The sequence below is a fragment of the Flavobacterium salilacus subsp. salilacus genome (assembly GCF_004634195.1).
Taxonomy (GTDB): Bacteria; Bacteroidota; Bacteroidia; order Flavobacteriales; family Flavobacteriaceae; genus Flavobacterium; species Flavobacterium salilacus.
This window is the reverse complement of sequence record NZ_SKBP01000001.1, coordinates 100,544-115,174: the sequence shown is the minus strand read 5'-3', so window position 1 is coordinate 115,174 and position 14,631 is coordinate 100,544. Positions and strand designations below refer to the sequence as shown.

The following is a 14,631-nucleotide window of genomic DNA, read 5'->3' as shown; positions in this document are numbered from 1 at the left end:
ATGAAAATACTAATTACCGGAGTAGGGGGGCCAACCCCAAGAAGTTTTGCAATAGCTTTAAAAAAATATTCGTTTTATAAAAAGTTTGATATTGTTGGTACAGATATAAACCCACTATCCATAGGTCTGTATCAAAACGAACTATTTAATAAAACCTATGTGATACCGCCGGCATCATCACCTGAATATTGGAATGCTATTGAAAAAATAGTAGCAGAGAACAACATTGACATTGCTGTAATACTGCCGGAAATGGAAGTAATGGAGTGGAGCAGAAAAAAGAATGCAGGAGAAAAACTTCCTTGTAAGGTTATGCTGCCAGACCACTCTATGGCTGAGCTTTTGGTGGATAAATCCAAAATGACCGAGATACTTAAAGATCTTGATATTGTTCCACCTTCAGTAACATTCTCCAGAGATATTAATAATTTTGACGAAGTGTTCAATACACTGTCAGGTAACTTTTGGGTTAGAAGTACCAGCGGTACAAGCGGCTTAGGTTCATTAAAAGTTGAAGACGAGGCAGCACTTAAAAACTGGATACAAATAAACCCAAATGTAAAAGAATTTATTGCCAGTAAATTTTTACCAGGGCGTAACCTTGCCTGCAAAATGCTTTATTATAACGGAAAACTTTTACGTACCGCATGTGCCGAGAGGGTAAATTATATTATGGCTAAAGTAGCCCCTTCGGGCATTACAGGAAATACCTCTTTCGGAAGGCTGCTTAATGAGCCTGAATTGGTAAAAGAGGCAAAAAGAGCAATGGATCATCTTTTTGCACACACAGGTGCAAGCCAGCATGGTTTCTTTACTGTAGATTTTAAAGAAGATGAAAACGGAAAGCCATATATAACAGAAGTAAACGTGAGGCATGTTGCCTTTACACAATGCTTTGCAGCCGGAGGAGCCAATTTTGCAGCTGATACCGTAAGGCTACTTGATGACGACAGTACATTCGACCACAACTATAAGATGTACGAATTTGAAGATGATCTCATATTTTTAAGAGATGTAGATTCTTTGCCAATCTTGATGAAAGAAAAGCAGTTGCTGCAAAAGTAACTTTATAATACTGTTACCACTCTAAAATGTATTGGATATGATATGGGATATAAAGGGAAACGTATATTTGATGTGGTAGCAGCACTTGTTTTTGTGTTATTATTTGGATGGGTTTTAGTTATTTTCTGGATAGTTGCCGCTATAACCAGTAATACGCACGGACTATTCTTTCAGGAAAGAATTGGACAGTGCGGAAAGATATTTCATATCTATAAATTTGAAACAATGAAAAACGGCAAACCTACGGTAGCAGGACGTTTCTTAAGAAAAAGTAAGCTTAACGAACTGCCACAAATATTCAATATCCTATTGGGTAGTATGAGTTTGGTGGGTCCACGCCCCGATATAAAAGGTTATTACGATAATCTTAAAGGTGATGACAGAAAACTTTTACTACTTAAACCGGGGATTACAGGTCCTGCCAGTTTAAAATATAGAAATGAGGAGGAGCTTTTATCAAAACAAGATGATGCCGAGAAATATAATAATGAAATTATTTTTCCGGATAAGGTAAAAATTAACAGAGAGTATCAGGAAAAAATGTCTTTTGCTTTGGACGTTAAAATAATACTTCATACTATTTATAAATTAATTATACCTTTTGATTAAGCTTCTGATAAATTTTAAAAATAAATATTAAGGCTTGTTCATTTAACTTAAATTTGCTAATTAAAATCTTAAATCATAACATGCAGCACAAAATATGGTTATCTTCACCTCACATGGGAGGTAACGAAAAGAAATATGTACAGGAAGCTTTTGATAGCAACTGGGTGGCTCCTTTAGGACCTAACGTTAATGGTTTTGAAAAGGATATTGAAAAATATCTTGAAAAAAAAACGCATGTGGCTGTATTAAGCTCAGGTACTGCCGCATTGCACCTTAGTTTGATTTTATTGGGAGTACAACCGGGTGATGAAGTTATATGCCAAAGCATGACTTTTTCAGCCTCTGCAAATCCTATAATGTATTTGGGGGCTACACCTATTTTCATAGATAGTGAGCCTGATACATGGAATATTTGCCCTAATGCTTTAGAAGATGCTATTAAAGCAAGAATTGTTGCAGGAAAAAAACCAAAAGCAATAATTGCCGTACATTTATATGGAATGCCTTTTAAAATAGATGAAATTTTAGAGATTTCCAGAAAGTATGAAATACCTGTTGTTGAAGATAGCGCCGAGGCTTTAGGAAGTACTTATAAAGGACAAAAATGCGGAACTTTTGGCGACCTTAGCGTATTATCTTTCAATGGAAATAAAATTATAACTACTTCAGGCGGAGGCGCGCTCGTAACAGCAAAACAGGAATGGAAAGATAAAGCAGTTTTCCTTTCTACTCAAGCTCGAGATAATGCACCTCATTATCAGCACAGCGAAGTAGGGTATAATTATAGAATGAGTAATATATGTGCAGGTATTGGTCGGGGGCAAATGGAAGTATTAGATTCGCATGTTGCCAACAGAAGAGAGATGAATGTTTTTTATACTGATTTATTTAAGGAAAATAAAGGAGTAACTGTTTTTAAAGAACCTAACGAAGACTATTTCTCTAATCATTGGCTTAGTGCCATTTTAATCGATCCAGAAAAAGCCAATGGTCGCACAAGGGAAGAGTTACGAATAAGTATGGAAGAAAATAATATAGAATCCAGACCATTGTGGAAACCAATGCATATGCAGCCTGTTTTTGAGAAATTTCCGTACTTTGGAAGTAATGTGTCTGAGAAATTATTTGAAAATGGGTTATGCTTACCATCAGGCTCTAATTTAACAGCAGAAGATAAAGCAAGAATAAAAGAGTCAGTATTATCTTTCTTTATGTAGAGGTTGATTTTTTGTTAAAATTTTATATATTTATCAATGTTTTTAGATTAGTTACCTTAGTTAAACAAAGATGTAGTGGAGAAGAAGTTTAAAAAAAATGCGTTAAATGCTGTTGATAAGGCACTTAACGATACGAAGATCTGGAAGGTTTTTGATAACTTGGGTTATTTACCAAGATGGATTATCCTGGTAATAGATTTATTTGTTATTTCTGTTACAGGTATTCTGTCATATGTGTTAATATACAGAACCGGGATTTTATATGTTAATCCTAGGTTGTATGTTATAAGTATTCCCGTTTATCTCTTTATCAGCCTTGCTACATTTCGTGTTTTCAGGACATATTCCGGAATCATTAGACACTCGTCTTATATAGACGCGGTAAAAATATTTTTCTCGCAATTTACAGCAGCATTTCTGCTACTTGCATTTAACAGTGCATACAAGTCCCTTACAGATGATTTAGTTTTTTTAAATATTGGCATACTCATTAATGCTGTTTTTTCTTTTGCAAGCCTTTTCTTATACAGGGTTTTAGTTAAACAGTTTTTTGAAAACTACCTTAACCAAACTAAAAAACAACACCTTACCAAAGCTATAATTTATGGTACTGACGCAAATGCTATTGCAGTAGCTAATGCATTAAAATCAGAAGTACCGGGAAGGTTTAAACTTGTAGGTTTTATTGATAAATACAGCCAAAATAAATCAAAAATGATTTTGGGGCTGCCTATTCTGCAACATAAGAAAAAGACTTCTACACTTATGCGGGTTTTTGGTGCACAAGCACTAATTATTGCCGATAAGAGCCTTACGAAAGATGAAAAACTTGCTATTGTAGATGAATGTCTTGAATTTAACTATAAAGTTTATACCGTTCCTTTAGTATCTGACTGGGAGGATCAAAAAGAAATTTCTAAAAAGATAAAGAATTTTCAAATTCAAGATTTGTTAGAGCGAAAACCTATTGTGCTTGATAATAATTCGATATCTCAACAATTAAAAGGTAAAAAAGTTTTAATAACAGGTGCTGCCGGCTCTATAGGCAGCGAAATCGTGCGACAGGTAATCCAGTTTAATCCGCAATGCGTTATTATGCTCGACCAAGCTGAAACACCACTACATCATCTCGGTCTTGAGATAAGCAAGGTTGAAGCCAAAACAAAACTAGTTACTATAATAGGCGATGTTAAAAACAGGAACGAGCTTAATGAGGTTTTTAAAGCTTATAAACCGGATGTAGTATATCATGCTGCAGCATATAAGCATGTTCCGTTGATGGAAGGAAATCCGTCTCAAGCTATATTTGTAAATGTGCAGGGTACTAAAAATGTAGCAGATCTTGCTTGTGAGTATGATGTGGATAGCTTTGTAATGGTTTCTACAGATAAAGCTGTAAACCCAAGTAATGTAATGGGAGCAAGCAAAAGAATAGCTGAAAAATATGTACAGGCACTGCATAACAAATTACTTGCCGAAGGTAATATCAATACAAAATTCATTACCACACGTTTTGGTAATGTACTGGGGTCTAACGGTTCCGTAGTACCTTTATTTACTAAACAAATAGAGAGCGGCGGCCCCATAACACTTACTCACCCTGATATTATAAGATATTTTATGACCATACCCGAAGCATGTCAGCTTGTTCTTGAAGCGGGAGCTATGGGTAAAGGAGGCGAGATTTATATTTTTGATATGGGTAAACCGGTTAAGATTATAGATCTTGCCAAAAAGATGATCAGACTTGCAGGCTTTATACCAGATAAGGATATAATGATAAAAATAGTAGGACTCAGACCGGGAGAGAAGCTTTATGAGGAGTTACTTAATGACACATCTAAAACATTACCGACACATCATGAAAAAATAATGATAGCACAAGAGGTGTATGATGATTTTTCGCGTTTGGAGTGCCTTACTAATGATTTAATAGAATGTGCCTCAAGTTATTCAGTTACAGCAGTTGTAACTAAAATGAAAGAGATTGTTCCCGAATTTATAAGTATGAATTCAGCTTTTGAAGAGCTTGATAAAGCCGTAAATTGATAAAAATAAATTGTTATTGTATTTTCATCATAGTTAATTAAAAGGACTATATTTGGGCACTAATTTATAATCTTACTTTTAAAAAAATATTGAATGTTAAAAAGACTTTTATTTTGTTTTACATTTTTCCTTCTATTGACTTCTTGTGTGTCAAAAAAAAAGATTATTTATTTACAGCAGGATGTTAATTCACAACAAGCAAGCGATACTATTAAATATGAAAGTAAATTACAGCCTGACGATGTTCTATTGATAACGGTTACATCTGATCAGCCAGAACTTGCATCCCGATATAATTTAATGTATATTAACATGAGGAGTGTTGAGATGAGATCAACTCCTAATAACGATGCGCTTATAAGTTATTTGATTGACCAAAATGGCGAAATTAACTTCCCCGGATTAGGGAAAATTAAATTAGCAGGATTAACTACTATAGAAGCCGAGATGGAAATCAAAGATAAGCTTAAGGATTATCTGGTTAATCCGGGAGTTGTTATAAGGCTTTTAAACTATAAAGTTTCTGTAATAGGAGAGGTTAGCAGACCGGGTAATCAGATAATATCCGGACAACGTATAACTTTATTTGAAGCATTAAGCGGAGCAGGAGATATGACAATATATGGGCAACGCAAAAATGTTACGGTAATTAGGCATGATAATGGTGTTGTCACAGTAAATGAAGTTGATATAACCAGCAGTGATTTTGTTAATTCACCTTTTTATTACTTGACTCATAACGATGTAGTTTATGTAAAGCCGAATAAAACTAAAATAAATTCTTCTGCAGTAGGTCCTAATATAACAGTAGGTATTTCTGCAATTTCTTTATTAATAACAATTATAGCATTTGCCACCAGGTAAATAAAATATATAAATGGATAATAATCAAAGTTTTACTAAGCAGGATTCTGAGTTTAATATTAAAGAACTGCTATTTAAATACCTTGCCTATTGGTACTATTTTATCTTGAGCATAATAATATGCCTTTTGGTAGCTTTTCTTTATTTAAGATATACAGTTCCAAATTATAGTGCTACTGCAACTTTACTAGTTAAGGATGATAAGAAAGGTGGTTTGGTTTCAGAAATGGCATCCTTTTCTGAGTTCGATATGTTAGGTAAAATTAAAAGTACTGTAGATAACGAAATAGAGATTATAAAATCCAGAACCATTGTAGGATTGGCTGTTAAGGAACTTGAACTTAATGTAAGTTATTTTAATGAAGGAAGGTTAAAAACTTCAGATCTTTATAATAACACACCTATACGAATTATATTTAAAGACACAATACAAAGAAATTTAACTGCTTTTAAAGTAAAATCTACAGATGGCAGAATTTACTCTTTATACAACCAAGAGGATAAATTAATTGATGAATATAAATTCGGGCAGTTTATTACTTATAATAAATTAAATTTTGCGGTTATTAATATTGATGACAAAAATAGGGATATAGATACCCATGTTGTAATCAAGTCTCTGGCAAATACAATACAAGGTTATTATAGAAAATTGTCTGTTAAAACATTAAGTGATAATACCAGTGTTGTTGAACTAAGTATTGTTGATCCGGTAAAAGCAAGAGCAGAAGATTTTTTAAACTCTGTGATTAGAAACTATAATGAGGATGCAGTTAAAGATAAAAACCAGATTTTTAAAAACACCTCTCGTTTCATAGAAGAAAGATTGAAGATAATCTCTACAGAATTAGATACTGTCGAGAAGAAAGCAGAGAACTATAAAAAAGAAAATCGAATTACAGATATAATATCTGAAGCAGGTTTATTCTTACAGAATGCTACAGAATTTGAAAGGAAGTTAATAGATGCCGGTACTCAAATAAAAGTAGTCGAATCTTTGAAGGAAGATGTTATTAAAAACCCTAAAACAGAGCTTATACCCGGTAACATTCTTACCACAAATGCTGCGGATGCAAGTAATGCTCCATTGCTTATAGAGGAATATAATAACATTATATTACAACGAGAAAAATATCTTCCGGGAGCAGGACCTGATAACTTAAATGTAAGAGAGATAGATACGCAGCTCGAAGCGCTCAAGAATAATATAATTTCCAGTCTTGACAGATTAATCAATACCTTGGAAATAAACCAAAGAGAACTGATAAGGCAACAGAATAAAACCAGTAGTAAAATTTCCGAAGTTCCTACACAGCAGCGCGAGTATAACATTATACAAAGACAACAAACTATAAAAGAAGCACTGTATCTGTTTCTTCTTCAAAAAAGAGAAGAAACAGCTATATCTTTAGCATCGACAGCACCCAATTCAAAAATTATTGATTCTGCTTTGGCGTCAAACATACCGGTTTCTCCCAAAGGAAGTTTAATTTATCTTTTTGCATTTTTCTTAGGAGGCGTTATACCTTTTTCAATTCTGTTTGTCAGAAATCTATTGGATACTAAAATTCATGGATCAAGAGACCTCAAAAACTTATCAATACCCTTTTTGGGTGACGTTCCGAGAACGGAATCCAGCAATGAGTTGATAAGCCTAAACAGTAGATCAAGTACTGCAGAGTCATTAAGGATTGTGAGAACCAATCTTGAATTTATGCTGAGCCAAGTACCCGAGGGTATTGCAAAAACTATATTTGTTACCTCTACAATACCAAAAGAAGGAAAAACATTTATATCAGTAAATCTTGCTACAACCATTGCATTATCGGGTAAAAAAGTTATGCTTATAGGTATGGATATCAGAAATCCTAAATTGGATGAATATATTGATTTACCTTCAAAAGGTTTAAGTAACTATTTGTCAACCAATAGTACAAATTTGGAAAGCTATATTGTTAAACAACAAGGGTTTGATAACTTTGATGTACTGCCTCCGGGTATTATACCACCTAATCCTGCAGAATTGCTTATGAGTTCAAAAATCAGCGAACTATTTAACAGATTAAAATCAGAATACGATTATATTATTGTTGATACTGCCCCTGTTAGCTTAGTTACTGATACTTTGGTTGTGGCTAAGTATGCCCACTCGGTAGTATATGTGGCGAGAGATGGACATCTCGATAAACAAATGCTTAACATACCGCAAATGCTGTATGAAGATAAAAAACTTCCTAATATGGCAATCCTGCTTAATGATACACACCAAAAACGCGGCTATGGTTATGGCTACGGCTATGGCTACGGATATGGTTATGGCTACGGATATGGCTATGGAGCTGAAGTTAAAAAGAGATCCTTGTTAGATCGAATTTTTGGAAAAAATAAATAAATGTAAAATTTACTCTTTATAAAAAGTAACTCCTGTTTTAAAGTTTAAAACGGGAGTTATTATTTAGTACCTTTTCTAAGTTTGAATACTTTTTTAGTAAAACAGTATTTTTTAAAGACTCTGCATGACGGGTATGATGTACATCAGAGCCACTATAATCTATCATACCTTCTTCAAGGAGCATTTTGGATATATCCAGAACTTGCTTTCCGTAGTAGCCCGTGACTGACAATAGATTGATTTGGAACAAGCAACCTGCTTTTTTCAGTTTTTTGTATGCCTCCAGGTTATTATAGTAAAAAACATATCGCTCCGGGTGTGCCAGTATTGGTTTATAACCTTCCAGTTGCAATTCGAAAAGTACCTCAAACAATTGCATTGGCGGGTTTAGGTAAGACATCTCTACCAGTACATAATTATCTTTTAAAGTAAGCAGTTGTTCCGATTTAAATAGCGAAGCAAAAGTATCGTCTATTAAATACTCAGCAGCAGCCCTAAAAGGCACATTAATATTGTTTTCTTTCTGATGGTTTATCGTTATTTTTTCCTTAGTCCTGATACCTTCGGCAGTATTGTTCCATACCCCTGTCAGTATATGCGGAGTGGTTATAAACTGACCAAAGCCATAATCCATTAATGTAGTTATTAACCTATCAGAATCTTCTTCGTCTTTTGCGCCATCATCTATACCGGGCAACAAGTGCGAGTGGATATCTACATATCCATCAGGTATAAGGTCAGTAAGTCGGGTTTTAGGTTTATTAAATAAAAACAAAATGCCAAAAATTTTTAATTATACTAAGCAAAAGTAAAATAAAATAACTATGTATAGTGTTTTAGGTTGTTTTAAGTAACTGTTTTTTAGCTTTTAGTATAACGTGTAAAAGCACTATGCCATTTAATAGTATAATAGGTATCATAATAAAAATATGAGGCTTGTTAAGCATGTATATTATATAGATTAGCAATAATGCCATGCATGCATATGCAGTAATTTGTATAGCCTTTGCTTTATTAGCTATACTAAAGAAAGCTAATAATAAAAATAGTGGGTTTATGAGTAGTGTATTGTAATTCTGTGTTATCTCATTATGGAAAGAATAGAACCCCACAGTTAAGAAAAATATACCCAATAAGCCTGTTATAATCATATATGTTAGCCTAACAGTCTTATTCTTGACAAAAAGCATTAATATAATCATTACAAAGGCAAAACTGTAAAAGCTATTCCATACTGAACTTTCCTGAATTTTACCATTACTTTCCACTATTGTAACAGCAGGTTTTGCCAGAGGCTTTCCATTAATGGAGGTGTTTTCTATACCTTCTTTCAACTCCAGAGGCAAAAAAAGCTTATCGGCTGTTTTATCCGTTTTATAGCCAAAAATGAGATTGATACCCAGTTTTTCATAGAAATGGTTATCGAGATAGCCATATAAAATTTCCCGATTGGTTTTACCCTTATCAGGTGTTTCCATTGATATTTCTCCTTCAATATTTGCAGCAATAATATCGGCAACCATAGTGGTACAGTTACGGTCTATGAATTTGTAAGTATAAAACCTCCTGTCTGATAGCAGTATGCTGTTTAGCTCACTAAAAATGCGCTGTTTTTGTGCAGTGCTCAAAAGTAACTCCTGCTCATATACAGCTCTTTCTAAATAAATATACTCTGCAATAAAATCATTATACGAGCTGATGGATACAAAATATTGTAAATCGCCCTTTATAAATTTCAGGTAAAAATTAGGAGTACTAAAATCAAATGAACCAAAATTATATACCACATCCATTCCTGTGTTTGTGTCGGCTATTCTAATAGCCGTATGCCCAAAAACGGAATACAATTCTTCACCCGGGTCGCAGGTTAGTAATGTTATTTTTGCCTGTTCCGAAAGGGGTAATTGTGCAAAAGTTTTTGAAGATATGAAAAATGATAACAGCAGGAGTAGGATAGTAATAAAACGTTGCATCAGGATTTGGTTTTTAGCGTATAAAGTTACCCAAATCTACTTTAAGAGAAAAAATATTTGAATAAAGAGCAGCACTTTGATCCCCAATGTCCGTAAGGGCATAATCTATAGAAATTCCCCTGTATTTAAAACCCAAACCAATATTAGGCTGAAAGCCTAATTTATCTGAGCCGTCTATCTGTGTAATGGTCTGGAAGTTGCCCACACCACCTCTTAAAAATACCAAATCGATGTACCCAAACTCAAAGCCAACAGCAGGATCTATACTTACCGCTTCGGTAGAAATAATATCATTAGTTTGTGCAAAGCGCATATTTAAATTGGCGGCAGCCAAAATACTGTAATCATAGCGTATCAGGAATTTTTTTGCAAAGCCAAGTTGTGCTTTGGGCAATGTTATTTCGGTAGTTTCGGGCAGTTCCTGATTTTCGCCCGGCACAGCATCACGAATGGTGGCATACTCTTCCTCATCAATGCTCCATACATTATAAGTTGTAGTTATATCACGAAGCATTAAGCCTATTTTCCATTCATTTTTAGTTTGATATTGTAGCCCGATATCGAAACCAAAGCCCCATGAGTTGGCAAAATCGCCAATTATCCTGCGTATCACTTTGGCATTAATACCGTAGTTTAAACCATCCAGCGGTAGCGACCGTGCGTAAGATAGTGTAACACCATAATCGGCAGTAGAAAAAAGGCTTATTCGATTATAATCAATATTACCTTCGCTGTCTATAAGTTGAGTAGTATTCAGGATATCGTCAACCCCAAAACGTATTATTGATATACCAAATGCCGAGCGATTGTCTATAGGCATGGCAAAGCCTGCATAATCATACTGTGCTATATTGGCAAAGTAACTGGCGTGCATAAGGGCAATCTGTTTATCTTCTACATGTATAAGCCCTGCAGGGTTCCAGTATCCTGAGTTCACATCATTAGTATGCCCTGTAACGGCATTGCTCATACCTAATGCAGCCGCATCTACCCCAATATTCATAAACTCGTTAGAATACTTTGCAACAGACTGGGCATAAGTATATAGTGATAAAAAAAATGATATAATTAAAAGAAACTTTCTCAACGCTGTTATTTTGTGCAAATATTACATAAAAATCTCAATTACTAAACTCTAATTCAATTAACTTATTGTGTTAACTTTGCGTTGTAAAAAATTATATACAATGTCTGTTATCAAACAAATACCCAATTTCATTACGCTCCTTAACCTTACTGCAGGGCTTGTTGCCCTTGTATATGCTTTTGATACCAATTTACAAATGGCATTTATATGGGTGTGTATAGGTATATTTTTCGATTTTTGGGATGGTTTTTTTGCCCGTATTTTAAAAGCGCAAAGCGCTATAGGGCTGCAACTCGATTCGCTTGCCGATATGGTTACCAGTGGAGTAGTACCCGGAGTGGTTATGTACAAGTTGCTTGAAAATATACAGGAATTGCATGATGATTATAACCTGAGTGCGGATAATTACTATCTGGGTATGTTACCCTATGTTGGGTTTATAATCACGTTAGCATCCTGTTACAGGCTGGCAAAATTTAATGTTGATACCCGACAGACAGATTCTTTTATAGGGTTGCCTACTCCTGCAAACGCACTGTTTATACTGAGCCTTCCTGTAATACTAAACCATTCTGATGGTTCAGGGTTTATATTCGAATCGCTTAGCAACCCGTATATACTGGTAGGTATTAGCCTGCTTAGTGCATTTTTGTTAAATGCCGAGATACCCCTGTTTTCGCTCAAAGTAAAATACTTTAACTGGCATACTAATAAAATACAGTTGATTTTTCTTGTGTTTTCAGCATTGTTATTATTCTTTTTTGAGTATTTAGGTATCCCGCTTATCATACTTTCGTATGTTATACTTTCTTATATTAATAATAAATTTATAGAAAAGTCTGTATAGTACATGAAGCGTCCTGCGCCATCCAAAAAAGCACCTTTGCCTAAAAGACCTCAAACCAAAAGAAAGCCTGTAAAGAAGAAGAAAATTTCTGTTTGGAGTAAGGTAAAACGGTGGACGATTGTTTTTTTTGTCGCGGTTATTCTCCTTGCCGGTTATAAATACCGTAATGGCTTGTTGTATTATCTGGGTTTTAAAACAGATAAGCACAGTAAAGCATTAACTAAAGAAGAACGCAAACTTGCCGACCTGCGTATTTATGAAATAGTAGGACGTCATAAAGATAAAATATTTGGTATTGATATTTCAGAATATCAGGGTACAATAGGCTGGAATGAGCTACAGCAAGCCGAAGAAGAATTTCCTTTACACTTTATATTCATCCGTGCTACAGCAGGTAAAGATAAAACAGACAGCAAGTTTAAGAAGAACTGGAAGCACAGTAAAGAAAACGGTTATTTGCGTGGAGCATATCATTACTATCGTCCTGATGAGAATTCTATTATACAAGCCAATAATTTTATTAAAACGGTACAACTTACCAAAGGCGACTTACCGCCCGTGCTTGATATTGAGAAAATACCCAGAACACAAAGTTTGGACAGCCTTAAAACAGGTTTACAACGATGGCTGGACATAGTAGAGCGCCACTATGGCGTTAAACCTATTATATATAGTGGAGAGAGTTTTTATACCGATTTCTTGAAAAAAGAATTTACCGATTATAACCTGTGGATAGCCAATTACAGCTTTTTTGAAGAGGAGATACACAAAGAATGGCTTTTTTGGCAATTTACCGATAAAGCCCAAATAAAAGGTATTGACGGGAATGTGGATGTAAATATTTATAATGGAAACTTAGAGAGTTTGATGGAGTTGGTAATTTCTGGTAAATAAGATTTTTAACCACGTGTAGAATACAATAGTATTAACACAATCTTCCGAATATTCTTTAAATCGGATATTATTTTCAAAAACAAATTAGATGAGTGCGAACATTATTGCCCGCCTTATAAATCTATTTATTTATATTTGTTTTTTGACAATATTATAACATATGCCAAAACCTACAATTACTAAGCCCTATAAAGATATTGCAGGCTTACACGCTGACGATAATAAGAATTTAATAGAATTTATTAATGCAAACAGTGCAGACTTTGACTCTATAAAATATCTTTTAGCATTTGCCGACGATGTAGAAATTACACGCGAAACTGCCTGCAAGGCACTATTAAAATATATGCTTGTAGAGCGCTGCTATTTTGATGGTGAGGAGGCAGGGAATGAACTGCAAAGAACAAACACTAAAGCCAAATATGGCTTATTTGACTTTGATTATAATTTGCCGGATGTTGCGGGGGAATATGATGAAAAGAAGTTTGCACTTATGGATACTGTTGTAACACATACATGCTCACCCGAGAGCAAGTGCTCTAGCTGTAATGGTAATGGCGTTTGCAATACATGCCGTGGCAAGAGGAGCAAAGTATGTACACATTGCCGTGGCACTGGTTTAAAAAAGCGTAAGCCCGGACCAAAAAGTGATTTGGACATATTAATGGGAGATAACTGCTTTTGGTGTAGTGGCGATGGACATATAGATTGCAGTAGCTGCAATGGTATGGGACAATGTACAGGCTGTGCCGGCATGGGTCGGATTATATGCCCTAAGTGCGATGGTACAAGTTATTACCAGACTTTTAAAGGATATAGGACAGCTTTTAAAAATTATACTAAAGATTATTATTTTGTAAACGATTCAAACCTGATTGATGCGCTTAAAAAAACAGAAAACACCTCCTTTTTTGATGATGATTTGGTAGAGTGGAGTAAGGAAGATGAAATAATATATGATAACCGCGATAGTTTAATCTCAGAAAACGAATATGTAAAAGATGTATTTAATGAACTTGATGATTTTACAAAACAATATAAAAATACAAGATTGGGTCGCGTAAGCTCTTCTTTAGAAAATGTACCCATTACAAAAGTCTCATTTTCATTTGAAGGGAAGCCTTACACGCTATATGTATTAGGAGAAAACAATATTTGCTATTATACAGAGCTTCCTAAAAGCCACACTTATAAGCAAGGCTGGTTTAGCCGGTTGATAAGCAATTTTACCAAAAAAAGCAGGCAGGCTGCCTTTATGTACATAGCAGGTTATATGTTTAGGGCAGATAATGAAACGCAGGCTGCCGAGAAAGAACTGTTTGATAACCTTTTAGATGAAATGAAGATTAGTAAATCGAAAAAGGAAAAAGTAACTTCCGGCCTTACAAGAACCTACAGCCTGGACGAGATAAGACCATATATAAAAGGTGTAAGGAAAGACAGGAGAAGCCTGATTTTTGCGTGGCATTGCGCTATTAGCAACAAAGAGGCAACTGCGGAGGAAGAAAAGGCATTTAAAAAACTGGCAGAATTATTTAAAGTTTCCGAAGAAGAAGTTAAAACAATACAGCACAAAGCGCAGCAGTTTAGTGGGCTTACAAACGAACAAATGCTGGACGAATATTTTAGATAGT

Annotated in this window: 12 protein-coding genes; 9 read left to right on the top strand and 3 right to left on the bottom strand. The window is 34.7% G+C overall.

What is annotated here, in order from left to right; all coding sequences use genetic code 11:
* The 6 genes from E0W68_RS13890 to E0W68_RS00545 all read left to right on the top strand — a co-directional run bounded on the left by E0W68_RS13890 (nucleotide 1) and on the right by E0W68_RS00545 (nucleotide 8,196).
* Complete coding sequence (locus tag E0W68_RS13890; RefSeq protein WP_205435305.1) at nucleotides 1-1,065, top strand: ATP-grasp domain-containing protein; 1,065 nt, start codon at nucleotides 1-3, stop codon at nucleotides 1,063-1,065.
* A gap of 42 nt (nucleotides 1,066-1,107) precedes the next feature.
* Nucleotides 1,108-1,674, top strand: coding sequence for a sugar transferase (locus E0W68_RS00565; protein ID WP_135217465.1), 567 nt, complete (start codon nucleotides 1,108-1,110; stop codon nucleotides 1,672-1,674).
* A gap of 80 nt (nucleotides 1,675-1,754) precedes the next feature.
* Nucleotides 1,755-2,891: a DegT/DnrJ/EryC1/StrS family aminotransferase gene (locus E0W68_RS00560; protein WP_135217464.1), complete on the top strand. Its 1,137-nt coding sequence runs from the start codon at nucleotides 1,755-1,757 to the stop codon at nucleotides 2,889-2,891.
* Between the two features lie 75 nt (nucleotides 2,892-2,966).
* A complete protein-coding gene (locus tag E0W68_RS00555; RefSeq protein WP_368856526.1) occupies nucleotides 2,967-4,940 on the top strand; it encodes a polysaccharide biosynthesis protein in 1,974 nt (657 codons plus the stop codon).
* Between the two features lie 93 nt (nucleotides 4,941-5,033).
* The gene (locus E0W68_RS00550; RefSeq protein ID WP_135217463.1) at nucleotides 5,034-5,804 is read left to right on the top strand and encodes a polysaccharide biosynthesis/export family protein; all 771 of its coding nucleotides are present in this window, start codon (nucleotides 5,034-5,036) and stop codon (nucleotides 5,802-5,804) included.
* Nucleotides 5,805-5,817: 13 nt separating this feature from the next.
* Entirely contained in the window at nucleotides 5,818-8,196 is a 2,379-nt protein-coding gene (locus E0W68_RS00545; RefSeq protein WP_135217462.1) for a GumC family protein, read from the top strand.
* Between the two features lie 37 nt (nucleotides 8,197-8,233).
* Here the strand turns inward: E0W68_RS00545 and E0W68_RS00540 are convergent, their stop codons facing one another.
* From E0W68_RS00540 to E0W68_RS00530, 3 genes are all read right to left on the bottom strand, one after another.
* The gene (locus E0W68_RS00540; RefSeq protein WP_162845781.1) at nucleotides 8,234-8,971 is read right to left on the bottom strand and encodes a tyrosine-protein phosphatase; all 738 of its coding nucleotides are present in this window, start codon (nucleotides 8,969-8,971) and stop codon (nucleotides 8,234-8,236) included.
* A gap of 61 nt (nucleotides 8,972-9,032) precedes the next feature.
* On the bottom strand, nucleotides 9,033-10,169 hold the full coding sequence (locus E0W68_RS00535) for a lipoprotein N-acyltransferase Lnb domain-containing protein (RefSeq protein WP_135217461.1): 1,137 nt from the start codon (nucleotides 10,167-10,169) through the stop codon (nucleotides 9,033-9,035).
* A 13-nt stretch (nucleotides 10,170-10,182) separates the two neighbouring features.
* Nucleotides 10,183-11,256, bottom strand: coding sequence for a putative type IX sorting system protein PorV2 (locus tag E0W68_RS00530; protein ID WP_394346277.1), 1,074 nt, complete (start codon nucleotides 11,254-11,256; stop codon nucleotides 10,183-10,185).
* A 100-nt stretch (nucleotides 11,257-11,356) separates the two neighbouring features.
* Between E0W68_RS00530 and E0W68_RS00525 the strand changes: the two genes are divergently transcribed.
* The 3 genes from E0W68_RS00525 to E0W68_RS00515 all read left to right on the top strand — a co-directional run bounded on the left by E0W68_RS00525 (nucleotide 11,357) and on the right by E0W68_RS00515 (nucleotide 14,630).
* The gene (locus tag E0W68_RS00525) at nucleotides 11,357-12,103 is read left to right on the top strand and encodes a CDP-alcohol phosphatidyltransferase family protein (RefSeq protein ID WP_135217460.1); all 747 of its coding nucleotides are present in this window, start codon (nucleotides 11,357-11,359) and stop codon (nucleotides 12,101-12,103) included.
* 3 nt (nucleotides 12,104-12,106) lie between these two features.
* The gene (locus E0W68_RS00520) at nucleotides 12,107-12,997 is read left to right on the top strand and encodes a glycoside hydrolase family 25 protein (RefSeq protein ID WP_135217459.1); all 891 of its coding nucleotides are present in this window, start codon (nucleotides 12,107-12,109) and stop codon (nucleotides 12,995-12,997) included.
* 160 nt (nucleotides 12,998-13,157) lie between these two features.
* Complete coding sequence (locus tag E0W68_RS00515) at nucleotides 13,158-14,630, top strand: molecular chaperone DnaJ (protein ID WP_135217458.1); 1,473 nt, start codon at nucleotides 13,158-13,160, stop codon at nucleotides 14,628-14,630.
* Nucleotide 14,631: the final 1 nt, after the last annotated feature.